The sequence below is a fragment of the Leptospira fluminis genome (assembly GCF_004771275.1).
GTDB lineage: Bacteria > Spirochaetota > Leptospiria > Leptospirales > Leptospiraceae > Leptospira_B > Leptospira_B fluminis.
On record NZ_RQEV01000011.1, the window covers coordinates 188,348 to 214,489 of the forward strand.

Genomic DNA, 26,142 nt, shown 5'->3' on the forward strand with positions numbered 1-26,142 from the left:
GAGGTTTTATTTATTCGTGAATATTTTGCCCTTAGAACCCGGCAGACCTTCTCCCGACTCCCTGGCAAACTCTTCGATCAATTCGCGTTGGCGGCGTGAAAGTTTCTTTGGTATTTCGATCTTTACCACAACGTGTTGATCCCCCTTTCCATAGCCTCCGAGGTACGGAATCCCGTGACCCTTCAGACGGAATACCTGACCGGACTCGGTTCCTTCCGGAATCTTCATCTTCACTTTCTTACCGTCTATGGTAGGAACTTCGATGTCTCCTCCCAGAATAGCCTGGGTCAGACTGATCTTCTTGTTCAAGATCAGATCGTTGGCTTGTCGCTCGAATAATTCGTGTTTTTTAATATGCGTAACGACATATAAGTCGCCGTGAGGTCCGCCGTTTGGTCCGGCCTCGCCCTCGCCCGACACTTTCAGACGGCTTCCGGATTCGATTCCTGGGGGAATCTTGATATTGATAGTGCGCCGTTTTTCCACAAGTCCCTGGCCGTGGCAAGTCTTGCAGGGATTCGATATGATCGTCCCTTTACCTCTACAAGTTCCGCAAGTAGTGGCAACGGAAAAGAAGCCTTGGGATCTACGGATTTGTCCGGAGCCGCCGCAATCGGGACAAGTAGTCGGGGCGCTGCCCTTGGCTGCTCCCGACCCGCCGCAATCCGAACAAGTTTCCAGACGAGGAATTTCGATCTTATATTCGCGACCGAGAGCGGCGTCCTCTAGAGATACTTCCAGATTGTAGCGCAGGTCCGATCCCCTCTGAGGGCCGCCACGCCTTGTTCCGCCGCCTCGAGCGCCTCCGAAAAAGTCTCCGAAGATATCTCCGAAATCCCCGAAAATATCGGAAAAGTCCGTATAGGCTCCTGACCCGAAACCTCCGGGTCCCCCTGCTCCTACACCTGCCTTACCATATTGGTCATAGGCCTGGCGTTTCTTAGGATCCCGAAGAACCTCGTATGCTTCCGTCGCCTCTTTAAACTTTTCCTCAGATGCCTTATCTCCCTTGTTTTTATCCGGGTGATATTTTATGGCTAGCTTCCGGTACGCGGCCTTGATTTCGTCGTCGGTCGCGCCCTGGGCCACTCCTAGGATTTCGTAGTAACTTCTTTCACTCATCGGCTACTTACTTTTTATCATCGTCTACCACGGTATAGTCCGCGTCCACGACCTTTTCCCCGTTCTCTTTAGTTTTCTCTTCCGCCTTAGATCCGTTTTCAGGTCCCGGACCTGGGCCTGCGTTTTCGGAAGCTCCGCTTTGAGAGTAAATCTTGGAGCCTATCTCCGAAGCCAGTTTGGAAACCGAAGTTTTTGCCGCGTTGATCCGAGCGATATCTCCGGACTCGATGGCTTCCCTAGCTCTCTTGACTTCGTCGGTGGCAAGTTGCTTCTCGCTCTCGTTGATCTTATCTCCCGCTTCGGTCACCGCTTTCTCCAAAGAATAAGCCAGCGTATCGAGTTCGTTCTTCGCTTCCACGAGTTCCCTTGCGGCCTTATCCGCAGCGGCATGAGCCTCCGCGTCTTTTACCATTTTGGAGATCTCGTCTTCCGACAATCCGGACGAGGACTCTATGCGGATCTTCTGCTCTTTGCCGGTTCCCAAATCCTTGGCGGACACATGAACGATACCGTTCGCGTCTATATCGAAAGTCACTTCGATTTGAGGCACTCCTCGCGGAGCGGGAGCAATTCCGATCAGATCGAACCTACCTAACGTACGGTTGTCCTTTGACATATCGCGTTCTCCCTGCAGAACATGGATGGAAACCGCGTTTTGGTTATCCGCAGCGGTGGAAAAGACCTGCGATTTTTTCGTCGGAATCGTGGTGTTCCGTTCGATCAACTTGGTCATCACTCCGCCGAGGGTTTCGATCCCAAGAGATAGAGGAGTTACGTCCAAAAGAAGAACATCCGAAACTTCTCCGGCCAAAACGCCACCCTGAATCGCCGCACCTATCGCGACCACTTCGTCGGGATTCACGGACCGATTCGGTTCTTTTCCGAAAGTCGCCTTTACCAATTCCTGGACTGCGGGAATCCGAGTCGATCCTCCGACCAGAATCACTTCGTCCACTTCGCTAGCCTTCATGCCTGCGTCCCGGAGAGCGTTTTCACAAGGAATCCGAGTTCTTTCTACGAGAGCCTTCGTAAGTTGGTCGAATTTGGCTCGAGTCAAATTCATATCCAAATGTTTCGGGCCGGTCGCATCCGCAGTGATGAACGGAAGGTTGATCTGAGTAGACATGGTACCGGAAAGCTCGATTTTCGCCTTTTCCGCAGCCTCTTTCAGACGCTGAACCGTATTCTTATCCTGGGAGATATCGATTCCGTACTGCTTCTTGAATTCGTCGATCATCCATTCCATGATGACCATATCGAAATCGTCCCCGCCCAGATGAGTATCTCCGTTCGTGGACTTGACTTCGAAGACCCCGTCTCCGAGTTCCAGAATGGAAATATCGAAGGTTCCTCCGCCCAAGTCGTAGACCGCAATCTTGGCATTGCTTTTCTTTTTATCGAACCCGTATGCGAGTGCTGCCGCGGTCGGTTCATTGATGATACGTTCCACCTCGAGACCCGCGATTCTTCCCGCGTCCTTCGTGGCTTGACGTTGCTCGTCATTGAAATATGCCGGTACCGTGATCACGGCTTTGGTAACTTTATGACCTAGATAATCCTCGGCGGTCTGCTTCATCTTTTGAAGAACCCGAGCCGAAATCTCTTGCGGAGTGAATTCTCCGCTAGCGGTTTCGAATTTCACGCCGTCGTTTCCGCTACGAATGACCTTGTAAGAGACGTGCTTCATCTCCTGCTCGGCTTCGTTGAATCTACGGCCGATAAACCGTTTTGCGGAACGGACAGTATTCACCGCATTGGTGATGGCCTGGTTTTTCGCAAATTGTCCGACTAAGGTTTCTCCTTTCGCGGTAAAGGCCACTATGGACGGAGTCGTCCGAGAGCCTTCAGAATTTTGTATAACTACAGGATCTCCGCCTTCCATAACGGCCACGCAAGAGTTCGTGGTTCCCAAATCGATTCCGATGATCTTTTCTTTTGACATGTTGGTATCTCCTTACTTGTACCTATAAAAAGTTCGCTAAGCTTTAGGTTTTCCGATCCGAACCCGCGCGGGCCTCAGGGAAAACTTTTCCTCGTTCTCTTTCAGAAAGAAACCCGCCTGATAAACCTCGATCACGGTTTCTTCGGCGTATTCGTCGCCTTCCTCGGAGGATAACGCTTCCATCGTAGTGGGATCGAAAGGTTCTCCTTGCGGATAAAAACGATAAACATTCGATTTCTCTAATACTGAATAAAATTCCTTAAGAATCATTCCTACGCCGTCAATGAAAGGCTTTACCTCTTCCGTCGGAGACGCGTTGGAACCGACCCGATCCAAATTGTCGATCGGATTCAGGAATCCTGCGACCATGGACTTAACTGCTTCCCTTTTGATGTTCAGAAATTCCTGGGAAGATCTTCTTTTGTAATTCTGAAACTCGGCCCTTTCCCTGGCCCATGAATCCTTTAAGGATTCTATCTCCTTCTTTGCCGCCTCCAATTCCTTCCGAATCGGATCTTCGGCCGGTTCCGGTTTTGCGGATTCAGGGTGCTCGTTCGCGTTTTCTTCCCGGTCCGTTACGGTTTCTTCCTGACTCATTTCCTTCGTTTGTCCTTGATTGAATTCATTCCGCGCTTTTTCGGACCTCGATTCCGCGTCTTTCGAGGTGTCGTCGGATCCTGAGTCGGAAATTTTCTGATCCCGGGTCTCCACGTCATAACTCCTAATTATTTACTGATACGGGTCACCATCTCGGAAACCAACTTGGACGTGAAGTCCACCAACGGCAGGGCCCGATTATAGTCCATTCGTTGCGGTCCGATAATTCCCATGGATCCTATCCTTTTTTCTCCCATACGATAACTGGAGGTGATGATACTGACCCCTCCCATCAATCCGTCTCCGTCCTTTCCGATCACGGCATACACTCCATCCTGTTCCGAATATTCCCCGAACATTTCGCGCAAAAAAATCTTGTCGTCCAAAAGGGAAAGGACCTGATTCAACTTCTGTTCCTCGTCTCGGAATCTTCCATAAAGATTTTTTAAACCGTCTATATAAACGCTGACTTCGGAATTGTCCGGCGTCATCGCCGCGGAGATGACTTCCGAAACCTTCGAAAAATGTTCCGGTCCGTCTTTCCGCTTCAGGAGTTTCGGAATCACCGCCTCCTGAATTTCGAACATATCATAACCCTTAGCGTTATCGTTCAGGTATTTAGAGATCTGATAGAGCTCTTCCTGACTATAGTTCCGATCCAGAAAAACGCTCCGATGAACCACCGCACCGGACCGCATCACCATAATCATCAGAACCTCGTCCCCGTGAACGTGAATGAGTTCCACATGCTTGAGAGTATCCAGGCTTTTAGCCGGCCCAAGAACCACTCCCGCCGAATTGGAAAGATTCGCAAGAACGCTGGCAGTCGCCTTGAGGATCTGATCCAGCTTGAACTGCATTTTCAGATATTCCTCTTGGATCCTCTGTTTTTCCTTAATCGTCAGCTCGTAAAGAACCACCAACGAATCCACATAGAACCTGTATCCGCTTTCCGTAGGAATTCTTCCGCCGGAAGTATGACGGGAGGCCAAAAATCCCAGATCCTCCAGTTCTTTCAAAACGGATCGAATCGAGGCAGGAGACAAACCTATGTCGTGCTTATCGAATAAGGTTTTCGAACCGACCGGACGGTTCTCCAAAATGAACTCGTCTACGGTCGCCTTCAGAATCATCCTATGTCTTGGGGAGAGTTCCATACCTGCCATCTTTAGCACTCTGATGATTAGAGTGCCAATACCTCATTCAAGTTTCCGGTAGAAGGCAAAAAAAGTCAAGATTTTTGGATTTTAAGGGACCAGGCTTTAAATCATGTGCAACAGACCCAGGCAAAAAACCGGATTTTGCCTGGAAAAATCGAATCCAGACTAAAAAGTCCAAAAGGAGCGAGGAAATGGGAATTGGCGGGAAGAGGGCTTTCCGAAAACTGACCCCTAAAAATCGCAGAACCGATCAAAAAACCGCAAAGAGGATCCATGCAACAATTTGAGAACGTGACCGTAATTAAAAAAGCGAACGTATATTTCGACGGAAAAGTGACAAGTAGAACCGTACTATTTCCGGGCGGGGAAAAGAAGACTTTGGGAATTCTACTTCCGGGAGAATACGAATTCGGTACGGATGTGGAAGAACTGATGGAGATCTTGGACGGAGACCTGACAGTATTGCTTCCCGGAGAAAACGATTGGCGTCGAATCACTGCCGGAGGATCCTTTCGGGTTCCGGCAAAATCGAAATTCAAATTGAAAGTGGCCGCTGTCAGCGACTACTGTTGCTCCTATTTTTCAGCATAAGCATTCGCTTCTTTAAAATTTCCGAAACCTAGCGGGTTGCATTCCTCTTGACAAAAAGGAAAACCCGCTTATAGGTTAGGCCGAGTCTGCCGAATCCGAAAAATCGGAGCGGAGGAACCAAATTTAGGGGCTAACCTTTACGGGGGAAATCTCTCATTCCCAGCCCGTCAGCTAACTTCGCAGGCATAGAGAGAAGACGATCGGAGGATTCTCCTCCGGACTCTTCCCTACTCAATAGATTCGAAGTCGTCGCGTATTCGGAGGAAAATCCTGATCCCGGCGCTTTCGAGCATAATAATATCGAGCTTGTGGAGAAAAACCCGGATGGAAATAAAACCGATTCGAAGCGTACTCGTGTATGCATGCTTCCTCCTGATTTTCGGAATAGCGATCTACTTCGTCCTTAACTACGGTAAAAACATGGAGCCGTCGACCGGGAGCTCCTCCGCTTCCGTCGTAAACGGAGAAAACTCCACCTTTCTGGCGGAAATAGGAAAGAACGTCAAACAACCGATCGCATTACTTTTATTGCAATTGCTCGTGATTCTCGGAACGGCGAGAGCGTTAGGATCCCTTCTCGCGTTTTTCGGACAACCTTCCGTGATTGGCGAAATCATAGCCGGAATCCTCTTAGGTCCTTCCTTTTTAGGAACGCTTTGGCCCGAAACCGCCGGTTTTCTTTTTCCGAAAGAATCGTTAAAAATTATCCAATCGTTAAGTAACGTAGGATTGCTTCTCTTCTTATTTCTGATCGGAATGGAACTGAATCTGGGAATTTTAGGGAAAAAAGCGCATGATGCTGTCGTGGTAAGTCATGCCAGTATCCTGTTTCCGTTTTTCCTGGGAACCGCATATTCCCTGACGTTATACGAATCCTTGGCTCCGAAGGGAATCTCGTTTATCGTTTTCGGGCTGTTCATGGGAATCGCCATGAGCATCACCGCCTTCCCCGTACTTGCAAGGATCGTTCAGGAAAGAGGTCTCACCAAAACTCCTCTCGGAACTTTAGTCATTACCTGTGCCGCAGCGGACGACATCACAGCCTGGTGCATCCTTGCCGGAGTGGTAGCGATCGCGCAGGCAGGCAGTCTCTCCGGAGGCTTTATCACCGTCGGACTTTCCATTGTTTATGTAATTTTAATGCTATTCGCGATCCGACCCCTGCTTCGGAAGATCGCCTCCGTATATCCCAGTAAGGAAGCCCTAAGAAGACCGATCACCGCTTTCGTCTTCATGATTTGGATTGCCTCGGCCTATCTGACGGAATTGATAGGAATCCACGCTTTATTCGGAGCCTTTTTTGCCGGAGTCATCATGCCTCCGCAGATCGAATTCAGAAGGATGCTTTCGGAAAAAATAGAAGACATCAGTCTTTTGTTGCTTCTTCCTTTATTCTTCGTATCCACGGGATTGAAGACTCAGATCGGTCTGTTAAGCGACGGAAACCTTTGGATGACTTGCGCTTCGGTGATCGGAATTGCGATCCTAGGAAAATTTTTAGGAAGCACGCTGGCCGCTAGGCTCGTCGGCCAAAACTGGAAGGATAGTCTTTCCATCGGAGCCCTAATGAACACCAGAGGATTGATGGAGCTTGTGGTTCTGAATATCGGCTACGATCTCGGAATCCTATCCAAGGAAATTTTCGCGATGATGGTGCTGATGGCTCTATTCACGACGTTTATGACCGGCCCGGTGTTGGACCTTTTAGAAACCGGCTTCTTTTCCCAGGATCTCCCGGTGATCCGTTCCGGTAGAAAAATCCTTTTGTCCTTCGCCTCTCCCGCCTCCGGAGTCAGACTTTTAGAACTTGCAGCGAAATTCTTTCCCGAAAACCGGAAAAAAATTCCGGCGCTGGCAATCACCGTGCTCCATGTCACCTCCAGCGGAGACTTAACTCCCGTAGAGGCGGAATCTCTCGAAAAGGAAATTTTCCTTCCGCTGGAAGAAAAGGGGGAAGAGCTCGGACGTTCCTTCGATCGAGTGTACAAAAACACTCCGCAAGTAGCCCGGGAAATTCTGAATCAAGCCCGAAAAATCCGCCCCGATTTACTGCTCATGGGGCGGTCCCATTCTCTATTTTCCGCTAAGGAAATCGCGGGTCGCGTCCGCTTTATCATGGAGAATTCGCCTTCTCCAGTAGGAATTCTGGTCGACAAGGGTTGGGTAGACCTACGCAAAATCGCCTTCCTGGTCTTCGGCAAAGACGATATTTTTTTACGAAGGTACTTCGAGTTTTTCTCGAATCTTCCGGAAATGGAGAGCACAATCTTAGAGCTCGAAGATACGATTCCGGGGAAGGACGGATATCTTCGTGGTAAGGGCGTAAAGAAAAGGCGAAAAGTCGTAATGAAATCCGAATTGAAGGACGAGGACTGGGCGAAATACGACCTGGTATTTCTCGGCTGGAAATTTTATAGGGAAATCGAATCGACGGACTTGGCTGCACGCTTACCTAGCATTTTGATCCTTACTAGATAAGGAGGAAGTATGAAAGTACTGGTCTCGTTCGCGAATCCGAAAATGGGAGCGAAATTGTTCGGTTTGGCCCGCGCCTTATTTTCCGGTTCGGGACAAAATTTATCCATTATCGCACTGCACGTAGTTTCCGTGGAGACGGAGTCGGAAGGATTTCCTCGTTTGGAAGAAGACGAAATCTTCCAAGCGGTGCGTGAGGAAGCGGCCGGCTGCGATTTTCAATTCGAGACGGTAGGCTTTCCTTCCGACTGGGTCGTTCCGGGAATTCTCGAAATCGCAAAAAGCAAGGACGCCGACTTACTATTATTAGGTGCCGCAAGGTCTCTCTTTTCGGAGGGCCTTCTGGGCGGAAAAGTCGGCGAAGTTCTACGAAAATTATCCGCGTTAGACGTCGCCGTTCTGGCGGACAACGGATTGAATTCGCCCATAGAACCCGTAGTCTTGGCTCCCGGTTTGGAATCCGCGGCGATTTTTCCGTTATTACGCGGGCTTTCCGATTTCTTGGGCGGTCCGATCCCGGTTTTTTCCGGTTCCAAACAGGAGGACTTCGGACTTAAAGGTTCGATGTCCTTTCGCCCTTGGCTTCCGTTTTCCTTGGCTCCGGATACGAAAAAAAATCTCGCCGTCTTGGACTACGAGACCTACAAATCTTTCCACTCCATATTGCTGGCTAGAAAGGATTTATCCTATCTCATCCTCCGGAAAGGAAGATGATCCGATCAAAGGGGAAGATAACGAATCAAAACGCTCCCCAAAGAACCGACGATCACTGCGATCCAGGAGGGAAGTTTGAAAAAAACGAGTAATGCTACAAGCACGCTAGCGAGACAAAAATCGCCGAAGGATCGGATCGAATCAGTCCAGAGTGGTCGATAAAAAGCCGCGATCAAAATGCCTACGACCGCGCAATTGACACCGGTTAAAATCCCCTGTACTCTCCGCTCGGTACGGACGGAATTCCAAAACGGTAAAATCCCGATGATCGATACATACGCCGGAAGAAAAATGAAAAAGGTCGCAAGAATGGCGCCGGGAATCCCGTCGATCACGGCTCCTAGATAGCTCGCAAACGTAAATAAAGGACCGGGAACCGCCTGGGCAGCGCCGTAACCTACAAGAAAATCCTGTTCGCTGATGAGTCCGACCGGAACAAGCTCCTTTTCCAAAAGAGGAAGGACGACATGCCCACCGCCGAACACCAAAGCTCCCGATCGGAAAAAACTATCGGCCATCCACAGTCGTGTATCTGAAGAAAAAAGCCGCATCGCGGGAAGAAGCGCTAACAGCCCGAAAAAAAGACAAAGGCAGATGATGGCAAATCGACGTGAGATCCCGATCGGAAAAGAAAAAACCTCGGCATCGGACCGACTCTTAAAGAGGAAATATCCGAATACGCCGGCGGCAAAAATCAAAGTGATTTGTGCAAAGGAGGAATTCCAAAACGATAAAGCGATAGCTACACCGATTGCGATTCCGATTTGAGAAACGGAACGAATCAGCTTCTTCCAAAGAAGAAAAATCGCCTGAGCGACCACGGCCACCGCGACGATCTTCAAACCGTGGATCCAGGAAGCATCGGCAAAATCGAAACGACGAAGCAAAAGTGCAAAGACGACGAGAGCTACTGCGGAAGGAGCCGTAAAGCCGAACCAGGCGACGATCCCTCCCCAAACGCCCGCCCGGATCGTACCGATGGCGATCCCCAATTGGCTACTCGCCGGACCGGGAAGAAACTGGCAAAGCCCCACCAGATCCGTATAGGACTTCTCATCCAACCATTTCTTCAGAATTACGTATTCGTTATGGAAGGTTCCAAGGTGGGCGATCGGACCTCCGAAAGAAACGAGCCCCAATTTCAGGGAAACGAGAAAAACCTCCGCTAGCGACCCCTGTCTCCCCGATGCTCTACTTAGATCCGTCATGAGACCCAAATGAAGCGCGAGAAAAATTTAGCCACCGTTTTACGGGCGAGAATATAACAAATTCGAGACGGGATTGGCGCAGATTTCGCATTGGCGACCCGAACCCGGGACCGCTGCGTTTTCAGTAAAACTATCTGATTCTTGGTCCCACACAATAAAAAATTCTTGCCAGAAAAACAGATTTCGGCTAATTCAAATTATTCTATTTTAGAATATTTTTAAAAAGGTTTCCCACGTATGAAAAGAAAATCCGTTTTCGGAACGATAATTCCGCTCTTATTACTTCTGACAGTCTTCTGCCTGGAAAATTGCAAAAAACATTCACACCAGCCTCTCCTGGTTTGGGGAGAACTTTCTGTTTCTCCTTCTTTTACCGGAAATGGCGAATTGCGACAACAGAGTTACTTAAAAGCTCCGAATACGAGCAATCAGGATCAATTCGGAGTGTCATCGGCCATATCGGGAGATACCATCGTCGTAGGAGCTCCCTACGAAGACAGCAATACGACGACGATCCTGCAGGATTCCAATCTAAGCTCGGCCAACGACGCAGGATCGGATATCGGAGCCGCCTATGTATACGTACGCAATGGAGAAAAGTGGTTCCACCAAGCCTACCTCAAAGCCCCAAACGCGTCTAACGGAGATCATTTCGGAAGCAGTGTTGCCATCTCCGAAAATACGATCGCCATAGGAGCACCCGGAGAGGACAGCAATACGACTTCTATTGCAAACGGATCCGACCTGAGCACAAGCAACCACTCCGGCAACGACAACGGAGCCGTCTACGTATTCGTTCGGAACGGGGAACGCTGGCAACAACAAGCCTATCTCAAAGCTCCAAACACCACGAACCTGGACCAATTCGGTTCTTCTCTAGCTGTATCTGGGGATACGGTCGTCGTGGGAGCACCTTACGAAGATAGCAATTCAAGTTCCATCCTTTCCGGTTCCGACCTTTCCTCTACGAATGATTCCGGAACGGATACGGGAGCAGCTTATGTATACGTACGCAATGGATCTAGCTGGACGCACCAGGCCTACCTCAAGGCCCCAAATGTATACAACCAAAGTTATTTCGGAAACTCCGTGGCAATCGACGGAAATACGATCGCTGTTGGTTCCAGGTCGGAAAGCGGGACTACTACTTCTATTACCAACGGACAGGATCTGAGTGCGACCAACCACTCCGGCAATGGGAACGGTGCCGTATACGTTTTTGTTAAAAACGGCGGGAACTGGAGTCACCAAGCCTATCTCAAAGCGCCGAATACGGCCAACTTAGATACTTTCGGAAACTCCGTAGCGATCAGCGGGGATACGATTGTAGTAGGTGCGGATGGAGAAAGCAGCGATACGAACGCTATCTTGTCCGGGTCCGATTTAAGTTCCACCAATCGGAATGGATCTCATAACGGAGCCGTTTATGTGTTCGTTCGGAGTGGAAGCTCATGGACTCACCAAGCTTATCTCAAAGCGCCGAATACAAATCCGGAAGATCGATTCGGAGCATCCGTATCCATTTCCGGAGATTGGATCGTGGTGGGAGCTGCCGGGGAAAAAAGTACAACCCGAGTCGTGTTGTCCGGTAGCAACGTAAGCGTATACAATCGGGATGGGTTCTTCGTAGGAGCAGCCTACGTGTTTTCCCGAACCCGATCCGTTTGGATTCACAAAAACTATCTTAAAGCGCCCAATGGAGCAAACGGACACTTTTTCGGAGGATCCGTGGGCATCTCCGGAAACACGATTCTGGTAGGAGCCTTGGGGGAAAATAGCAACACGAATTGGATCATCAACGGGACCGATCTAAGTTCTACGAACCGAAACGGAAATTCGAACGGGGCGGCATACGTATTCGGGATGTAGAAGATGAAAAACCGACTTTGGCTTTTTACCGGAATGATAGCACTCTGCTTATCGGCTTTGATCGTGCTCGCATTCCAAATTCATAAAATGAATCAAAATCGAATGATCTTAGAGGAAGGCCTCTCCCGATTGGAGGAAAAATCCTCTCATTTAAGTGGGGGAGATTCCTATCTCAGAAATGAAGTTCGAAACACGATTTTAAAAAGAAGAAAGGAAATCAAAGACTGCTACGAAGCCTATTTAGCCTCGAAACCGAAAATCGAAACGGGCGATCTAAAAGTGGATTGGAAAATCGACAAGCAAGGTAACGTGATACAACCCGAAGAAGTCATGTCTACCTTCTTCTCGGAGGATTTCAGTCGCTGCGTGACGGACCGTATTTCCGAATGGAACTTTCCGCCTCCGATCACGGAAAAATACGTATTCCATACTTTCTCCTTTAAAAAAAGATAAAAAGGAAACGTGCCCGATCACGAAAAACTCCATCAGATTTTCGTTGTCGAAATTTTGATTTCTCCGAGCCGCTATTGCCGGATGCAAAATAGATTTTTTCGAACCGCAGTGCAGTCCGTAGCCGCCGTTCCTGTATCCAATGCGGTGGAATTGACCGCGCTCAAATCCCCGAAATGCGCATTATTAATATAGGAGGAATAGGGAGGAGACGCCCATTCCTGGTACGTACCGACGGTCATACATTGGTAGCTAGCGGCTTCGGTCCAATCCAGTTTCAAACCGGTCCAAGCCCCTCCGCCGCTAAAACCTAAGGGGTGGGTTAGGTTTCCGCCGCCGAAATAAAAGATCGGAGCTTGTGCATGGGTGGTAAAAAGATAAGTAAGCCCGTCGCTCCCGTAATAGCGCGTATTCGTATACAACACCCAGTTAGTAGGACTACAACTCGGAGTCGCGGGCAATCCGCAATTCGCGGTAGTCGTAACGTAACGTGCCGGAGAACCCGTCGTAACGGTGATCAATGCCTTATAATCCGTAGTCGCTCCCGGTAGGGAAGAAGGCTTATCCGCAGCGCAAGCCGCATCGGCACCGTTGACCCCTCCGAAAGTTCCGAAATAACCGATCCCGCCTTGAGCCGTATTAGTGGCAACGAACGTGCATTTGTCCACATCCGTGGTCGCAACGTTTAAGGTCTGAACGGCACCCGTATCTTTTTGAGTGGCGATCAACCCGTAAACTTGGTCTAAACAATCGTTATCGATCCCGTGCGTGAGAGTCACCGTAGCGCTAGGAGAAGTTGGCGAAAGAGTGATACTCGCCGGAGAAACGGTAAAAACGGAACTACTAAAGCCCAACGTAAAAGTAGTCGGAGAATCCAAAGTATGCGCAGCTTGGATGGAAACGGACAAAGAAGTGCCTTCTGTGATCGTCGGGGCTGGAGAAAAATTTAGCGGATTTCCGCTTAACAGCGCGATGATGTTCGGAAGCAAAGCCCCGAAGGCGCTTTTGCTCGCATCTATATTTAAAGGTTTGGCCTGATTACAACTAAGAAGGAACAAAAGAAGGCTTCCCGATAAAAAACGGGAAGAAAAGGAAAGAACACGTTTCATTTTAAATTCTTCGCATCGGAGCGGTCTCCGAAGAAAGAATACAATCTGAGTCAGAAAAGTTTGATCTCTTTTTCTACAATCAATAGCGAAGATCAAAAATCTGAGCAAAACGTGAGGAACAGGCTATAGAAACGCATACAATTTGCTTTGTAGAATCACTGTTCGATTTTATTTCCGCTATACAAGAGGCCAGATATGATAAAGCCTTCCTTTTTTCAAAAAAGAAGAAAGAATTCCTGAACCGAAAATTACGGATCTCTAGGAATAATTCGGAATCACAGTTCCAAACTCAAAACAGATCGGATGTACCGGATTAGGCGACCGGTGTTTTGTGACGCAATTTTTGGATTTCCTTCCGAAACGATTCGTACGGATCTTCCGAATCCTCCGCATCGGCCTGAGAGACAATAGGACCGGATTTATCTCCACTATGATTCGAATGAAACCAAGTGTCTATATACTTCAAAACCCTGTTGATACGGGTCCTTGCCTCTTCTTCTCCGGAATTTCTGACCTTATTTTGCAGGATTTCGATTTTTTCGGAAAAGATCTTATGGATCTCCCGGGCCTTACTCCGAAACGATTCGTCGCTGGGATAACAAAGAATCTGGTCGTATTTTTCCTTACTCCCTTCCCAGGAGAGAAGAACGAACTTTTCCCGTTCCAGAACCTGATAAAAAACGTCTGCCGTAAATTCCGGTAATAATCCCTGGATATCGGAAGCAACAGGAGGATGCTTTTTCAAAAAATAATAATCCCCCAACACGGCTGAGATTTTGGTTCTTTGATCCACCATCCGGATCTTTTCTTCTTCTCTCAGTTTTTCCTGGATTCGTACTTGCTCGTCTTTCTTGGCGATTTCCAGATTCTTGCCTTTTAAAAAATTCTGTTGTACCTTGATTTTCTCCTTAGCCTGGGAAAAGAAGAAATCCTGAAAAATCCTACCGATTCCGACGAGATCCAAAATCGGATAAAACCAAGGGAAATATTCCATATAACCTTTTCTTAAAACTCTTCCGTAAGCCTTGACTAAGGCCGGCTCTTTAAAAATGGACTTGATCTGAGGCTCGTGCGTATCCACTAACTGGCGGATGCACAAAACTTTCCAAGCTTCCACCATCGGGCTTACGCTCAGACTCATGATGATCTGTTTGACGCTATTCGCATCCTTATGAAGGAAAGCGTGGATGGTGCCGCCTTTGATTTCCCATGTAGCGTAAGCGAGTTCAAGATCGTCCAGAAGCATTCGCTTCAGGTCTTCCGGAAAATGGCGGAACTCCTTATCGGGGAGAAAGAGAACTTTACGATCCCATCTCACCGCTTCGGCCAATAGACCTCTCTTAATTTCTTGGAACCTTCCCCTTTCGTTTTCCGCGTGGTCTCTCGAGAGTTCCCTTTCGGCGATATCCGCAAGAGAACGTATGAGGGAAACCCCGAGCATCCCCGGATTTCCGGGACCGAGATTCGCCGAAGCTGCGGCTTTGGCAAAGGCTTCCGCCCTGGCCACCTTGAATTTTACGGTATCGCCCCGGGAGGAATCCGAGTAATGGATCTTTTCCTCCATCGCAATTTTGTGAAATTCCTCCGATACGAAATGCTTCAACGATTTCGATCCCTTACTCTGAATGAATTCGTCGGCATACTCCAAAATTTGAACCGACTCTTTAGCATCCTTTAAACAAAAAAGACCGTACCCGGGAATACTCACGACTCTGCCTTTTTTCGTAAGATCGTCTTCGAGCTCGAATAGAAAATCTTTCATGAATTCCGGATTCGGAGGAATCGAAAACGCGTCGTCCCAGAAAGCTTCCTTTAAATACAGAAAGAGATGAGGAAAGGGGGATTCCTTCTGGGAGCCCATTTGCCAGTCCGCATCCAGATTCTCCCAGAGAATCGCTTTGGAAGTTTCCGGTTTTCGATCTAGATAAGATAGGATTGCGATGACGGAAATATCCAACAATTCCAGATAGATCCTACTTAAATCCAAGGATTCGCCTTCGGGAAAAGCCGCGTAACACGGCTTGGCGGAAGGTTGGTGCCCTAGCTCCTCGTGCATAAAATAGGCTAGCTGCGAAACGGTAGCATCTTCCAAAAGGCGTTTGAGATGGAAATCCATCTCCTGCTGAGTGAGTTCCCCGATCTCCGAGATTCTTTGGTGCGGCTCGAATAGATGACGGGATTTTGCGTTTTTATACGAAGTGGCCGCCGCAATCGCCTTGTACAGCGAATGCGTAACCTTATCGTTCATATAATAGCTGACTACTTCGTTCAACTTCTTGACTCGAAGGAAACTCTGTAAGGCCGGATTTCCGGTAGCAGGGTCCAACGGTCTCGAATCTTTAACACTCATAACGAAAAACTGATCCTAGGTCCTTTCGGAATTCGCGATCCGATAAGGCCGCACATTGAAAATACTCCGACAAATCCGCCGCCGGGGAATTTGCAGTCATAATATCTTCAGCATCGACTTGTTCCACCAAAAACCTATTTTTAACGCCATTTTCATCGATTCGGTTCTAGATATAAGTACGTATATCCGAAACTTGGGACTAATCCTCTTGACGGACTTATCCGGCGGACTTTCCTGGAAACCGGAATGCAACTCACGAAACGAACCCCATTTATTCCGAAAAAAACCCTACTCGTGATCCTGGACGGAGTAGGTTATTCTCCAAGAGGAGCCGAGTTCGGCAACGCCATAGCAGGAGCCCGACTTCCCTTCCTAAAAAAACTATGGAAGGAGGAGCCCACCGTTTATTTAAAAGCCCACGGAACGGCAGTAGGAATGCCTTCCGACGAAGACATGGGAAATTCCGAAGTGGGTCACAATGTGCTCGGCTGCGGAAGGATTTTCGATCAGGGGGCGAAGTTAGTAAGCGAATCTATCGCAAATTCCTTATTGTTCCAAGGCAAGGCTTGGAAGGAAATCATCGGCAATTGCAAATCCAAAGGATCGACCTTGCACCTGATCGGCCTTTTTTCGGACGGAAATGTCCATGCACATATAGATCATACCAAGGCTTTGATCAAAAATGCCGTTCAAGAAGGTGTTCCGAAGATCCGGCTGCACATACTTCTGGACGGACGTGACGTTCCGGAAAAGTCCGCATTGGAGTATCTTCTCCCTTTCGAAACCTGGCTAACCGACCTGCGAAAGCAGAGCGCCGATATAAAAATCGCCTCCGGTGGAGGGAGAATGACCATCACCATGGATCGCTATGAAGCTGATTGGTCCATGGTGGAACGCGGTTGGAAAATCCATGTAAAAGGGCAAGGAAGAGAATTTTCCAGCGCGGAAGAGGCGATTCGCACGTTCCGACAAGAGGATCCTAAGGTTATCGACCAGTATCTACCCGCATTCGTGATCGTCGAAAAAGGAAAACCGGTAGGTCCCATCCTGGATGGAGACTCTGTAGTGTTCACGAATTTTAGGGGGGACAGGGCCATAGAAATCTCCCAAGCATTTACGCAAAAGGATTTCGTAAAATTCGATCGAGGACCGCTACCGGACGTCTGCTATGCGGGGATGATGCAATACGACGGAGACCTAAAATTGCCCGAGAGGTTTCTGGTTTCTCCTCCCGCCATCGATCGGACTTTAGGAGAATACATGGCGAATTCCGGCGTTTTACAATATGCGTTATCCGAAACACAAAAATACGGTCACGTTACTTTCTTCTGGAACGGAAATCGTTCCGGACATTTCGACGCCGCAAAGGAGGATTATAAGGAAATCCCTTCCGACGTAATCCCTTTCGATCAGACCCCGGATATGAAGGCGGAAGCGATCACTGCCGAATTGGAAAAGGAACTTTCCGCAAACAGACACGACTTTTACCGCGTCAATTACCCCAACGGCGATATGGTAGGTCATACCGGAAATTACCCCGCGACGGTCAAAGCGATGGAATTCCTGGATGGATGCATGGAACGATTGGCAAACGCGTGTAAGAAAAACGGAATCGTCATGGTGGTCACTGCCGATCACGGCAATGCGGACGAGATGTACCAATTGGACAAGAAAGGATCCGTACAGAAGGACGGGGCGGGCCATCCCATACCGAAAACTTCACACACGTTAAATCCGGTTCCGTTCAGCCTTCTCGACCCTGAAGGAAAACTTTCGCTGAAATCCGACCTACCCGACGCCGGACTGGCCAACGTTGCGGCCACTCTTTTGGACATCATGGGATACGAAACCCCCGAAGGATACCATCCCAGTCTATTAAAGCGCGGATAAGATATTTACCGGATGATTTACCTGATCTTGAAATACGCGGTTACCGCTTTCATCGTCGTTCTCATTTCGGAAATCGCGAGGAGAAACGACCGATTCGGAGCGGTATTGGCCGCGCTCCCTCTTGTCACGGTAATGACCCTAATCTGGTTGAAAGCGGAAAATAGCTCCGCCGAAAAGATAAGCAATCACGCGTATTACACGTTTTGGTACGTGATTCCTACTCTTCCCATGTTCTTGCTTTTTCCGAAACTGATGCGACTCTTCGATTTTTGGATCGCTCTCGGAATCTCTTCCCTATTTACGGTTTTCTTCTTTTTCCTCTTCGCATACGTACTCGGAAAAGTGGGAATCCACTTACTTTAGATTTTCATCGCCGAAAAATCCGATCGGATCGTCGATTTAGTATCGGGAAAAAACTTGATCGAATATTCGGCAGCCTTAAGATTCCGGACACAAATCGGGAAAAAAGGAGAGAAGCGATGACCGAATTCCTAAGAACACCCGAGGACCGTTTTCTCGACCTACCGAATTATCCGTTCTCGCCGAACTACGTTACGATCGAAGGATTCAGAATGCACTACCTGGACGAAGGAGATCCCAACGCGAAGGAAACCGTCCTTTTACTGCACGGAGAACCTTCCTGGTCTTTTTTGTACAGAAAAATGCTGCCTCCCTTAATGGAAGCTGGTTTTCGTGTCCTGGCTCCTGATCTGATCGGATTCGGAAAATCCGACAAACCGATCGATAGGAATGCATTCACGTATAAACGACATGTACAATGGTTGAAATCTTTTTTGCAAAAGACGCACCTTACGGGCGTTACCCTGTTCTGCCAAGATTGGGGAGGACTATTAGGGCTGAGAGCGGTCGCAGAAGAACCAGAACGATTCCTGCGCATTTGCGCTTCCAACACCTTCTTACCCACGGGGGACGTTCCCCCGAAAGAGGATTTCCTGAAATGGAGGGATTTTTCCCAAAAAGTAAAATCACTCCCGATCGGAAAAATCATCCAAAACGGCTGCATTTCCGATCTTCCCAAGGACGTCCTTGCAGCGTATGACGCTCCTTATCCGGATGAAACGTATAAGACCGGAGCCAGAGTCTTTCCGACCCTGGTCCCGATCACTCCGGATAATGAAGCTTCGGCGGACAACCGAAAGGCTTGGGAAGTTCTCCGCCAATGGAAAAAACCGTTCTTAACCGCGTTCAGCGATTCGGACCCTATTACGAAAGGCGGAGAAATCTTTTTCCGAAGAGCCATCCCAGGAGCAAAAGGCCAAAAACACACCGTCATTTCCAACGCCGGACATTTCCTACAAGAGGATAAAGGAGAAGAACTCGCCGGTGTGCTGATCGATTTTATCCGGAACAACGGAGTCTAAGAAAAGACTTCACTCCCCCTCACGACTACGAATCGCAAAAGGCGAAAACAGAACTTACTCCGCCTTTGCGAGACCGTCCCAAATCATTTCCGCATAACGGGAAACGAAGGAAGGGTCCGAGTCAGTCAGAGTTTCGTTCCGAAATCTCATCAATCCGAAGAAAGAGCCTAAAACCAAGGAAACGCAGACCGTAGAAATCTCTTCCTTCGGGTCGCCTTCGATCGTACAGAAAACCCCGGCAATTTTGGCTTTCAAAGCTTCGAATTCGACACGACTTTCTTCATCTAGATACGGCGAATCGAAATACCGGTTCAAAAAACTGAATTCGGAATTTCTTTCTTGGGAAAATTCGTGTAGATTCTCCCAGAGAGAGAAAAAAATTTCTCTCTTCGAGACTGCCGGTTGCGCTTTTTCCTGCAAGAAGACGGCAAATTCCAGAATGCAAGCCCGAAAGACCTCGTTGAATAAGTGATCCTTATTCCGAAAGGTTCGATAAATCGTGCCTACTCCGACCCTCGCAGTCGATGCGATATCCGGAATATGCGTTTCAAAAAAACCTTTCTTTCCGAATAGATGCACCGCTACCGCGATGATCTTGTTCTTAGACACTTTGCTTGTTTCTTCGAAGGTACCTTCTTCTTTGGGATAGGCAGTCGTGTTCCTTTTAGAGTCCGGCTCCCTTCCCGCATCGTAATGGGGAAGTTCCGCCAAGTTTTTGTTTTCCATTGTAGCACCGCGGTTTCATTTTTAATCGGTTTTGTTTCTATTTATACTAACGTTGTTTTGAATTTCTATCTATGGGAAACGATCGAACAAATAACTAATCTTTATGCCTTCTCTGTCAAGAATGAAAGGACAAAGAAAGAAATATTATTTCATCCCAAGATGGAATATAGAAATTTCGCGGAATAAGTTTTCCTTTGTTATGAATGGAAACCGTTCTACTTTTTTAGGGAGGTTTTCTGAATTATCAAGGAGAAGTATACAAAAATTCTTTTTCACTTCGGAAGATATTCTACAAGATAAATCCAATCTTATATTTTTGTACTCTATATATTTAGAAGATTTCTCTTAACTTAAAAAAAAGGACTCCATAAGAGTCCTCCCAGTCGCTATATATTGGTCTCGATGAAAAAAGATTCAGGCGTGCTTGGGTTTGCTGATCCAATAGCTAACTAACGCGGCCACGTTTCTTGGAGTAAATCGAATCGAGCCGACTAGGATGCGATTCAAAAACCCGGGAATCGTGGAAGGAACTTTGCCCAATTTTCTCAAACACTGATCCACAACTTCCTCTGGAGTAGACCAGATACCGAAGGGACCGGTTCCACCATAACCTGCATTTACTTGAAATTTTGTTTTTGTGTATCCGGGAGACAGAGAAACCACCTGAACACCGGTTCCTCTCAGTTCCGCCCAGAGGGCCTCTCCGAATAAAAGATTAAATGCTTTTGTCGCGCCGTACGTCGCAAAAAAGGGAGTAGGCTGGTACGCCGCGATACTTGCCAAAAATACCAACGCGCCTTTGCCTCGCTTTTTCATTGCAGGAAGGTACTTGGATGTAAAAGTCACCGGTGCGCGACAGTTCAAATCTACCATCATGGATTCCTTTTGCGGATCCAATTCCGCAAAGGATCCGTATGTACCGAATCCCGCATTGTTGATCAATAATCCGATCCGAATGTTTAGCTTATCGGTAACGGCGCCGACTTTTTCCGCCGCATCACTTTGGCTCAAATCTTGACCGATGGTTTCCACTCTTACACCGTGAGTTGCCCGGATTTCTTGGGCGACTCTCTCCAACTCCTCTTTTCTTCTGGCGACTAAAACCAAATCCAAACCTTTCTCTGCGAGCTTCCTTGCAAAAGTCTCACCCAACCCGCCGGAGGCTCCGGTCACCAGTGCCGCTCCCCCGAACCTTTCCTTCCAATCCTGTTTCCTCATACAAAATTCTCCGAGCTTTTAAAGAATGAATATTCATTCCGTTTCAAGAAACGGTCAAGTTCTTTTTAGAAAGGGAGAACTTCCTGCAAGATTATAAATCTTATTGGAAGACGAAAAAAATACGAACGAATGAGAATTCGATTCGTCCCACTTACTTCCGGCTCAAAAGGATCGCTTAGACCAATGGATAAATTTTCCCAGGGACCGGAAGCCTAAACGTTCATAAATGGATTTTCCCGCGCGCGTCGCCTGCAGAGTGACGGGAAGTTCCGGATGGCATTCTCGCAAGATCTCGCTCACTAGAAAACCGGCAAATCCACGATTCCTGCATTCGGGAGAGGTCGTCACGGAATAAAGTCCGACGGAGTCCGAATCCACAAAAATTAAAGCGGTGGCGACCATTTCCTTTTTAGAATATAGCGCGTAAAATTCCAACGCATCCTCTCGAAACGCTCTTCGATACAGATCGCTTTCGTCCACGGAACCAAAAGCTGCGTTTACGAGATTTAACCAGACAGGAATTTCTTCCTCGGCCTCTATGCGCAAAGCCGCTATCGACGCGTCGTCTTTCCATTTCGATTTAGGTGGCGCGATTCTCTCCGAGAGAATCATTCCCTCTTGGGATTCATAGACGGTATAACCGGCGGCGGCGATGTTCTTTTCGATCGCCGGATCCGGGTTCCATGTTAGAAGAATCGATTTACTTGCGGATTCTGGGAGCAAAAGCCTTCCCTGTTCGAGATCTTGCGAACGGATCTCCCTTTTTAATACCGTTCTTTCGAACCAGGAAGAATACGGATTGGGAAAGAAAGTCGTCTGCTCCGTTTCCGAAGGGGATAGCTCTGCGATCCTGGTCATTGTGGAATGAAGTTTATAAGGATTTTCGAATACGATTCTTTCCTCGGACGGTTTCATGGTTTTATCAAAACAAGGGTAAAGTTCACGCCGATATCCCTTTCCAAAGGATCTCTCCGGCGTGCAACAACACGTCTTCGTCGAATTTCACAAGTCCGCTTTTGGAGAGTTTTACCATTCCGACAAACGCTCCGTAACATAGGGAAACGAGTTCCATGGAACCCAACTCTGTCCGAACATCCCCTTTGGATTTGGCGTCCTCTAAAAACGCCGCCAGATATTCCATCGTTTCAGCTGTGATTCTCCTACTCTCTTCGTCCAAATACGGAGAATGGGAATGGAGTTCCAAAAATTCGAAAGATTTTGGGTATTGCCGATAAAATCCGCCGAGAGATTTCCAGAGATGGAAAAACTTTTCCTTAGCCGATGCCCGGAACGGGTAGCCGTTCCTCAAAGCTTCGTTGAATTTTAACTTCCAGAGACGATATAATTCGTTAACCAGTTCTTCTTTGCTTTTATAATACCGATAGATCGTGCCTGCCCCGATACCCGCTTCTTTTGCCAGCTCCGGCATGGGAGTTGCGGCAAAACCTCTTTCGGTAAAGAGAAGTAACGCGGTACTTAAGATTCTTTCTTTTTTGTCCTCGGGGTCTCTCACCGCCATTTTAATCCACCGTCCTTGATCTATGGTACCGTTCCAAAATATTCCACTTCCCGATCCAGCCGGACCCTGCACTCTTTATCCACTTTTTCCCGTACGATTCGGACCAAGGAATCCACCTCGCTGGCCTTGGCGTTTCCCGTATTCACTATAAAATTGCAATGTTCGGGGGAAATCTGCGCCCCTCCGACCGTTTTTCCCCTGAGTCCCGCCCTGTCGATAAGCTGCCATGCTTTGATCTCCGCTCCGTTTTCGTAGATCTTGGGGTTTTTGAACATGGACCCGGCGCTCTTCTTGTTTTGAGGTTGGGAAGAATTACGTTTATCACGTTTTTCTTTTAAAGAATTTTCGATTTCGTTTAAATCTCCCGGTTTCAAACGGATTTCCGTCGTTAGGATGATCGAATCTTTCCTTTGCAAAAATTCCGTGGTTCGATACCCGTGTGAAATCTCTTCGGGTTTACGCTTTAGTATTTTCCCGTCCCGGAGAAATTCGACCTCTTCGATCAGGTCGAAAAATTCGCCTCCGTAACAACCGGCGTTCTGGATCACCGCTCCTCCCGTCCAGCCGGGAATCGTGCTTAAAAACTCGGCTCCGGTATAACCCTTCTGGGAGATTTGACGGAAAACCGGCGTCGTATTCGTGGCGGCACCTATCCTGAATCTTCCTCCGCCGAGATCCCGGTATTCCTTAAAGATTCCTCCCAACCTCAAAACGACCAAATCATCGGGGTGATCCGAAATCAATAGATTCGTTCCCCCACCCAAAATCTTCCAAGGAATCTCCAGTTTGGAAAAAAAATCCAGCGCTTCCAGGATTTGTTCGGAGGATTCCGGCTCGACCAAAATCGGGCAAACTCCTCCGATCTTGAAGGAACAATGCACGGAAAGATCCGCTTCTTCCCGAAAAGGAATCAGATTCCCGGAAAGCAGTCCTTTCAATTCTGCGATTCTCTCTGGGGCTAAAGGGGACACTTTCTTCAGATTTTTGACGGAGAATATAGTTTCAATTCCATCTTGGTCCGATTTAAAGCTTGAGGTGAAAAAAAATGGCTCATGCTCTCCCCTTGCCGGTCCGACTCTTTTCTTAGGAGACGGCAAATGTTTTATCTACTTTTACAATCCGTTTACCAAGATTATGCTTCCGGTAGATCCGACTGGGATACTTATTTCGATTCCGTGATCCGATTGGCTTTGGATCAGGAAAAACTTGCGGATTCGGTTTAACGGCTTTTTAGATACGCCAAAAGCTCTCTCGCAACGAATTCCTTGGAAGCGGGTCCGATCCCTTTTTCTGACCCGTCCTTACCGAAAACGACCACTTTCGTATCCAAATCGCCGAAACCTTTCTCATCCCGGCTCACGTAATTTCCTACGATATAATCCAGATTTTTACGTTTCAATTTTCCGAGCGCGTGTTCCTGCAGATTGTGGGTCTCCGCAGAAAAACCTACTAGTACTACACCTGAGATATTTTCCTTACCGATCTTTTCCGACACCGAAGACAGTATATCCGGATTCTTTGCGAGTTCCAAAGTGATGATTTCGGAACCTTCCTCTTTTTTTATTTTGGCCTCACTGCTCTGGACAGGGCGAAAATCTGCGGGGGCCGCCGCCATGATCAAGAGAGTGCCGGGGCCGATCTCGTCCAAAACCGCCTTTCGCATTTCCAGGGTCGTCTCCACCGAAACCACTCTAGAACCGGCGGGGCGGGAATATTCCTCTTGAGTCAATCCGCGGATATAGACGACGTCGCTGGTCCATGTGGATGCTGCCTCGGCTAAGCAAAATCCCATCTTTCCGGAAGAGGCATTGGATATGAATCTTACCGGATCGATCCATTCCCGGGTCGGTCCCGAACTCACGATGATTTTAACGACTTCCATTTTCCGAATTCAGGTAAATTAGGATAATTTTAAATATTCTTCGAGGATCTTGGATTGGATCACGGAGATATCCGCTAATTTGCCGTAGCCTTCGTCCCCGCAAACCACGACTCCTGATTGAGGGTCCAGAATCTTTACACCGTCCGATTCCAGTTGCCTCAGATTTCTCTGCGTGCTCGGATGTAGATACATATTCGGATTCATAGCGGGCGCGACCAATACCGGACAATTCGCAGCAAGATAAGTGGAAGTTACAAGGTCGTCCGCGATTCCGTTGGCCATCTTAGCGATGATGTTTGCCGTAGCCGGAACCACGGCAAGGACGGCGGCGGAATTCCGGGCGTCTATATGAGCCATTCCCTGCTCGTACTCGTCCACTCTGACCTTCTTGCCCGTAAGCGCTTCGAAAGTGATCGGGCCTATGAATTTGGTGGCATGTTCCGTCATAATCACCGTGACGGGATACCCTTCCTTAGTCAGGTTGCGGACCAGTTCGCAGGTACGAAAAGCCGCTATGCTTCCGGTTACCGCGATAAGAATCTCCTTTTTTTCCATACCGCTAAGATTCCCCATCCGACGTCGGCTTACAATCTAAATAGCGAAGGAGGAAGATTGGGAAGACGGTTCGGATTGACGGGTAAAACGGACGGTCATGATCTTATTTCCGTCCATTTTTTCGACCCTCAATTTGCCTTCCGGAATCGCGACCTCGGTACCTTCCTTAGGCATATCTTCCAGTTTGTCCAGAATGAAGCCTGCGATGGTTCTGATATCGCTTAGACTTTCTTCCTCGATTCCCGTCAGGATCTCCTTCAATTCGTCCAACTCGGTTTCCCCGTCTATATCGAAGGCATCCGGGATATCGACCGGAACAGGATCCGTCTCGTGATCATCGGTTTCGTCACGGATCTCTCCGAATACTTCTTCGATAATATCTTCGAGCGTCAAGAGTCCCGAAACGCCGCCGTACTCGTCGATCACGATGGCCATGTGTTGATTCTTACTACGTAATTTCTGCAGAACCTTTTCGATGGACATACTCTCCGGGACGAAAACGGGAGTCTGCATAATGTTCGTGACCTTTGACTTCTTATTCCGTTTCGAAGAGGAAAGCCAAGCAAGAAATGCCTGTACGTGTATGATTCCGACGATCTTATCCGTGGTACCTTCGTAAACGGGATACCTGGAAAAATGATGTTCCGCAATGACGGAAAGAACACCTTCCATGGACATATCGGTAGGAACTCCCACGATACTCAACCTATGGGTCATCACATCCTTTGCGAGATGTTCCGAAAATTGGAAAGTATTTTGGATGATCTGGAATTCTTCCTTATCTATCGTTCCCTGGCGGTTCTGCTCCTGGATGAGAATCATCAATTCTTCCGGCGAATGAATGATTCGATGCGTATCCCCTTTAAAACCGATAACCTTCAGGATCAGGGAAGTCATACTATTCAAGAAAAACGTAATGGGATAGAATAGATAATAAAAGAAAAAGATTGGCACACTGGTCATGAGCGCGATCTGTTCCGTCTTTTGAATCGCAACCGTTTTAGGAAGCAACTCCCCCAGAAGAATATGTAAGAACGTGATTAACACGAAAGATACGGCGACTGCGATTCCGTGGATCGTGAGATCGGACGCCGGATATCCCGCAAACCGGAAAATCAATTCGGTCCATCTGGAAAGATAACCTTCTCCCACCCAACCGAGCAGAAGACTTGCGATCGTGATCCCCACCTGACAAACGGAAAGCATGTCATTCAGCTTGCTAGCCGCTTTCTTGGTCAAATGAGCCAATGGCCGGTTGTCTCGGATCATCTCTTCCAAGCGGGAAGGACGAATGGAAACGAGAGCAAATTCCGCGGACACGAAAAAGCCGTTCGCAAAAATAAGGATCAAGATTACGAAAAAGCCGACCACGTCCATCAGCGT

At 48.1% G+C, this 26,142-nt stretch carries 24 protein-coding genes and 1 riboswitch; of the genes, 9 read left to right on the forward strand and 15 right to left on the reverse strand.

Annotated elements, in window-relative coordinates:
* Positions 1-6: 6 nt before the first annotated feature.
* From dnaJ to hrcA, 4 genes are read right to left on the reverse strand one after another with little or no spacing between them, the layout of a single operon-like run.
* Positions 7-1,122: a molecular chaperone DnaJ gene (gene dnaJ / locus EHO61_RS11010; protein WP_135813638.1), complete on the reverse strand. Its 1,116-nt coding sequence runs from the start codon at positions 1,120-1,122 to the stop codon at positions 7-9.
* Positions 1,123-1,129: 7 nt separating this feature from the next.
* Complete coding sequence (gene dnaK / locus EHO61_RS11015; RefSeq protein WP_135813639.1) at positions 1,130-3,064, reverse strand: molecular chaperone DnaK; 1,935 nt, start codon at positions 3,062-3,064, stop codon at positions 1,130-1,132.
* Positions 3,065-3,100: 36 nt separating this feature from the next.
* On the reverse strand, positions 3,101-3,754 hold the full coding sequence (gene grpE, locus EHO61_RS11020; protein ID WP_135813811.1) for a nucleotide exchange factor GrpE: 654 nt from the start codon (positions 3,752-3,754) through the stop codon (positions 3,101-3,103).
* A 35-nt stretch (positions 3,755-3,789) separates the two neighbouring features.
* Positions 3,790-4,818 (reverse strand): heat-inducible transcriptional repressor HrcA, encoded by a 1,029-nt coding sequence (hrcA, locus tag EHO61_RS11025; RefSeq protein ID WP_135767936.1) that lies wholly within the window; start codon positions 4,816-4,818, stop codon positions 3,790-3,792.
* A 276-nt stretch (positions 4,819-5,094) separates the two neighbouring features.
* Between hrcA and ppnP the strand changes: the two genes are divergently transcribed.
* The 3 genes from ppnP (at position 5,095) to EHO61_RS11040 (ending at position 8,601) form a co-directional block, all read left to right on the forward strand.
* On the forward strand, positions 5,095-5,412 hold the full coding sequence (gene ppnP, locus EHO61_RS11030) for a pyrimidine/purine nucleoside phosphorylase (RefSeq protein ID WP_135813640.1): 318 nt from the start codon (positions 5,095-5,097) through the stop codon (positions 5,410-5,412).
* Between the two features lie 77 nt (positions 5,413-5,489).
* A riboswitch (cyclic di-AMP (ydaO/yuaA leader) is annotated at positions 5,490-5,612 on the forward strand.
* A gap of 124 nt (positions 5,613-5,736) precedes the next feature.
* Complete coding sequence (locus EHO61_RS11035) at positions 5,737-7,890, forward strand: cation:proton antiporter domain-containing protein (RefSeq protein ID WP_135813641.1); 2,154 nt, start codon at positions 5,737-5,739, stop codon at positions 7,888-7,890.
* 9 nt (positions 7,891-7,899) lie between these two features.
* Positions 7,900-8,601 (forward strand): universal stress protein, encoded by a 702-nt coding sequence (locus EHO61_RS11040; protein WP_135813642.1) that lies wholly within the window; start codon positions 7,900-7,902, stop codon positions 8,599-8,601.
* Between the two features lie 5 nt (positions 8,602-8,606).
* Here the strand turns inward: EHO61_RS11040 and chrA are convergent, their stop codons facing one another.
* On the reverse strand, positions 8,607-9,809 hold the full coding sequence (chrA, locus tag EHO61_RS11045) for a chromate efflux transporter (RefSeq protein WP_135813643.1): 1,203 nt from the start codon (positions 9,807-9,809) through the stop codon (positions 8,607-8,609).
* A 237-nt stretch (positions 9,810-10,046) separates the two neighbouring features.
* Between chrA and EHO61_RS11050 the strand changes: the two genes are divergently transcribed.
* On the forward strand, positions 10,047-11,678 hold the full coding sequence (locus EHO61_RS11050) for a hypothetical protein (protein ID WP_135813644.1): 1,632 nt from the start codon (positions 10,047-10,049) through the stop codon (positions 11,676-11,678).
* Between the two features lie 3 nt (positions 11,679-11,681).
* On the forward strand, positions 11,682-12,131 hold the full coding sequence (locus EHO61_RS11055; RefSeq protein ID WP_135813645.1) for an AgmX/PglI C-terminal domain-containing protein: 450 nt from the start codon (positions 11,682-11,684) through the stop codon (positions 12,129-12,131).
* 71 nt (positions 12,132-12,202) lie between these two features.
* On the opposite strand, the gene EHO61_RS11060 is transcribed toward EHO61_RS11055, so the two are convergent.
* Positions 12,203-13,237, reverse strand: a complete 1,035-nt coding sequence (locus tag EHO61_RS11060) for a DUF1554 domain-containing protein (protein WP_135813646.1) — start codon at positions 13,235-13,237, stop codon at positions 12,203-12,205.
* 313 nt (positions 13,238-13,550) lie between these two features.
* Positions 13,551-15,587 (reverse strand): hypothetical protein, encoded by a 2,037-nt coding sequence (locus tag EHO61_RS11065; protein ID WP_135813647.1) that lies wholly within the window; start codon positions 15,585-15,587, stop codon positions 13,551-13,553.
* Positions 15,588-15,833: 246 nt separating this feature from the next.
* Here EHO61_RS11065 and gpmI point away from each other — a divergent pair, with 246 nt between their 5' ends.
* From gpmI to EHO61_RS11080, 3 genes are all read left to right on the forward strand, one after another.
* Complete coding sequence (gene gpmI, locus EHO61_RS11070) at positions 15,834-17,477, forward strand: 2,3-bisphosphoglycerate-independent phosphoglycerate mutase (protein ID WP_135813648.1); 1,644 nt, start codon at positions 15,834-15,836, stop codon at positions 17,475-17,477.
* A 12-nt stretch (positions 17,478-17,489) separates the two neighbouring features.
* Positions 17,490-17,840, forward strand: a complete 351-nt coding sequence (locus tag EHO61_RS11075) for a DUF3147 family protein (RefSeq protein WP_135813649.1) — start codon at positions 17,490-17,492, stop codon at positions 17,838-17,840.
* Positions 17,841-17,956: 116 nt separating this feature from the next.
* Positions 17,957-18,859: a haloalkane dehalogenase gene (locus EHO61_RS11080; protein ID WP_135813650.1), complete on the forward strand. Its 903-nt coding sequence runs from the start codon at positions 17,957-17,959 to the stop codon at positions 18,857-18,859.
* A gap of 54 nt (positions 18,860-18,913) precedes the next feature.
* Here EHO61_RS11080 and EHO61_RS11085 read toward each other — a convergent pair whose 3' ends face one another.
* From EHO61_RS11085 to murB, 5 genes are all read right to left on the reverse strand, one after another.
* Positions 18,914-19,585 (reverse strand): TetR/AcrR family transcriptional regulator, encoded by a 672-nt coding sequence (locus EHO61_RS11085; protein WP_135813651.1) that lies wholly within the window; start codon positions 19,583-19,585, stop codon positions 18,914-18,916.
* 414 nt (positions 19,586-19,999) lie between these two features.
* Positions 20,000-20,803 carry an SDR family NAD(P)-dependent oxidoreductase gene (locus tag EHO61_RS11090; protein ID WP_135813652.1) on the reverse strand — a complete coding sequence of 268 codons (804 nt, stop codon included), beginning with the start codon at positions 20,801-20,803 and terminating at the stop codon, positions 20,000-20,002.
* A 162-nt stretch (positions 20,804-20,965) separates the two neighbouring features.
* A complete protein-coding gene (locus EHO61_RS11095; RefSeq protein ID WP_135813653.1) occupies positions 20,966-21,718 on the reverse strand; it encodes a GNAT family N-acetyltransferase in 753 nt (250 codons plus the stop codon).
* 25 nt (positions 21,719-21,743) lie between these two features.
* Complete coding sequence (locus EHO61_RS11100) at positions 21,744-22,322, reverse strand: TetR/AcrR family transcriptional regulator (protein WP_135813654.1); 579 nt, start codon at positions 22,320-22,322, stop codon at positions 21,744-21,746.
* A 20-nt stretch (positions 22,323-22,342) separates the two neighbouring features.
* Positions 22,343-23,293, reverse strand: a complete 951-nt coding sequence (gene murB, locus EHO61_RS11105; protein WP_135813655.1) for a UDP-N-acetylmuramate dehydrogenase — start codon at positions 23,291-23,293, stop codon at positions 22,343-22,345.
* 126 nt (positions 23,294-23,419) lie between these two features.
* On the opposite strand from murB, the gene EHO61_RS17405 reads away from it, so the two are divergent.
* On the forward strand, positions 23,420-23,545 hold the full coding sequence (locus EHO61_RS17405) for a hypothetical protein (RefSeq protein ID WP_281276660.1): 126 nt from the start codon (positions 23,420-23,422) through the stop codon (positions 23,543-23,545).
* Here the strand turns inward: EHO61_RS17405 and EHO61_RS11110 are convergent.
* Genes EHO61_RS11110 through EHO61_RS11120 form a run of 3 tightly spaced genes read right to left on the reverse strand, consistent with a single transcriptional unit; the run spans position 23,542 to position 26,136 of the window.
* Positions 23,542-24,204, reverse strand: coding sequence for a phosphopantothenoylcysteine decarboxylase domain-containing protein (locus EHO61_RS11110; RefSeq protein WP_135813656.1), 663 nt, complete (start codon positions 24,202-24,204; stop codon positions 23,542-23,544). The two genes, EHO61_RS17405 and EHO61_RS11110, sit on opposite strands and share 4 nt — an antisense overlap.
* Positions 24,205-24,222: 18 nt before the next feature.
* A complete protein-coding gene (locus EHO61_RS11115; protein ID WP_425460347.1) occupies positions 24,223-24,759 on the reverse strand; it encodes a phosphopantothenoylcysteine decarboxylase in 537 nt (178 codons plus the stop codon).
* Between the two features lie 36 nt (positions 24,760-24,795).
* Positions 24,796-26,136, reverse strand: coding sequence for a hemolysin family protein (locus EHO61_RS11120; protein WP_135813658.1), 1,341 nt, complete (start codon positions 26,134-26,136; stop codon positions 24,796-24,798).
* Positions 26,137-26,142 lie beyond the last annotated feature (6 nt).

What these genes read in the sequence shown, in the direction of transcription:
- dnaJ (WP_135813638.1), bottom strand. Translation starts at nt 1,122, where the DNA reads ATGAGTGAAAGAAGTTACTACGAAATCCTAGGAGTGGCCCAGGGCGCG.
- dnaK (WP_135813639.1), bottom strand. Translation starts at nt 3,064, where the DNA reads ATGTCAAAAGAAAAGATCATCGGAATCGATTTGGGAACCACGAACTCT.
- hrcA (WP_135767936.1), bottom strand. Translation starts at nt 4,818, where the DNA reads ATGGAACTCTCCCCAAGACATAGGATGATTCTGAAGGCGACCGTAGAC.
- ppnP (WP_135813640.1), top strand. Translation starts at nt 5,095, where the DNA reads ATGCAACAATTTGAGAACGTGACCGTAATTAAAAAAGCGAACGTATAT.
- EHO61_RS11035 (WP_135813641.1), top strand. Translation starts at nt 5,737, where the DNA reads ATGGAAATAAAACCGATTCGAAGCGTACTCGTGTATGCATGCTTCCTC.
- EHO61_RS11040 (WP_135813642.1), top strand. Translation starts at nt 7,900, where the DNA reads ATGAAAGTACTGGTCTCGTTCGCGAATCCGAAAATGGGAGCGAAATTG.
- chrA (WP_135813643.1), bottom strand. Translation starts at nt 9,809, where the DNA reads ATGACGGATCTAAGTAGAGCATCGGGGAGACAGGGGTCGCTAGCGGAG.
- EHO61_RS11050 (WP_135813644.1), top strand. Translation starts at nt 10,047, where the DNA reads ATGAAAAGAAAATCCGTTTTCGGAACGATAATTCCGCTCTTATTACTT.
- EHO61_RS11055 (WP_135813645.1), top strand. Translation starts at nt 11,682, where the DNA reads ATGAAAAACCGACTTTGGCTTTTTACCGGAATGATAGCACTCTGCTTA.
- EHO61_RS11060 (WP_135813646.1), bottom strand. Translation starts at nt 13,237, where the DNA reads ATGAAACGTGTTCTTTCCTTTTCTTCCCGTTTTTTATCGGGAAGCCTT.
- EHO61_RS11065 (WP_135813647.1), bottom strand. Translation starts at nt 15,587, where the DNA reads ATGAGTGTTAAAGATTCGAGACCGTTGGACCCTGCTACCGGAAATCCG.
- gpmI (WP_135813648.1), top strand. Translation starts at nt 15,834, where the DNA reads ATGCAACTCACGAAACGAACCCCATTTATTCCGAAAAAAACCCTACTC.
- EHO61_RS11075 (WP_135813649.1), top strand. Translation starts at nt 17,490, where the DNA reads ATGATTTACCTGATCTTGAAATACGCGGTTACCGCTTTCATCGTCGTT.
- EHO61_RS11080 (WP_135813650.1), top strand. Translation starts at nt 17,957, where the DNA reads ATGACCGAATTCCTAAGAACACCCGAGGACCGTTTTCTCGACCTACCG.
- EHO61_RS11085 (WP_135813651.1), bottom strand. Translation starts at nt 19,585, where the DNA reads ATGGAAAACAAAAACTTGGCGGAACTTCCCCATTACGATGCGGGAAGG.
- EHO61_RS11090 (WP_135813652.1), bottom strand. Translation starts at nt 20,803, where the DNA reads ATGAGGAAACAGGATTGGAAGGAAAGGTTCGGGGGAGCGGCACTGGTG.
- EHO61_RS11095 (WP_135813653.1), bottom strand. Translation starts at nt 21,718, where the DNA reads ATGAAACCGTCCGAGGAAAGAATCGTATTCGAAAATCCTTATAAACTT.
- EHO61_RS11100 (WP_135813654.1), bottom strand. Translation starts at nt 22,322, where the DNA reads ATGGCGGTGAGAGACCCCGAGGACAAAAAAGAAAGAATCTTAAGTACC.
- EHO61_RS17405 (WP_281276660.1), top strand. Translation starts at nt 23,420, where the DNA reads ATGTTTTATCTACTTTTACAATCCGTTTACCAAGATTATGCTTCCGGT.
- EHO61_RS11110 (WP_135813656.1), bottom strand. Translation starts at nt 24,204, where the DNA reads ATGGAAGTCGTTAAAATCATCGTGAGTTCGGGACCGACCCGGGAATGG.
- EHO61_RS11115 (WP_425460347.1), bottom strand. Translation starts at nt 24,759, where the DNA reads ATGGAAAAAAAGGAGATTCTTATCGCGGTAACCGGAAGCATAGCGGCT.
- EHO61_RS11120 (WP_135813658.1), bottom strand. Translation starts at nt 26,136, where the DNA reads ATGGACGTGGTCGGCTTTTTCGTAATCTTGATCCTTATTTTTGCGAAC.